General features: G+C 52.7%; 1 pseudogene. It reads left to right on the top strand.

From position 1 onward, the window contains the following. Positions 1–601 (top strand): annotated as a pseudogene (locus HMPREF3052_RS03800) (terminase); the annotation flags it as partial.

Genomic DNA, 601 nt, shown 5'->3' with positions numbered 1-601 from the left:
TAACGCCCTAGAACGTGTTTTCAACGGCGAAACGAAACGCCTGATTATCAACATTCCGCCGCGATACTCTAAGACAGAGATAGCGGTTGTGAACTTTATCGCATGGGCGATGGGGCGTGTGCCGGATTGTGAATTTATTCATGCGAGCTATTCGGCTACGTTGGCGGTCAATAACTCCGTGCAGATTCGGAACTTGGTACAGCATGAAGAGTATCGGGCAATATTCCCCGGCGTGGAGCTTGCAAGCGAGAGTAGCCATCACTGGAAGACGACCGCAGGCGGCGTGATGTACGCGACAGGTACAGGCGGCACGATTACAGGCTTTGGTGCAGGCAAGCACCGTGATGGCTTTGGAGGGTGCATCATCATTGATGACCCGCATAAAGCAGACGAAGCACGAAGCGAGGTTAGACGGCAGAACGTCATTGACTGGTTTCAGAACACGCTGGAATCCCGTAAAAACAGCCCTGAAACGCCGATTATCCTCATTATGCAACGCCTGCACGAGAAAGACTTAGCAGGCTGGCTGCTTGACGGTGGTAATGGCGAAGAGTGGGAACACCTTTGTCTGCCAGCGATTCAAGATGACGGCACGGCGTTA

It is taken from the genome of Neisseria sp. HMSC056A03 (genome assembly GCF_001815685.1).
In the GTDB taxonomy this organism is placed as follows: domain Bacteria; phylum Pseudomonadota; class Gammaproteobacteria; order Burkholderiales; family Neisseriaceae; genus Neisseria; species Neisseria subflava.
The sequence above is the reverse complement of the archived record's forward strand: the minus strand, read 5'-3'. Positions and strand labels throughout refer to the sequence as shown.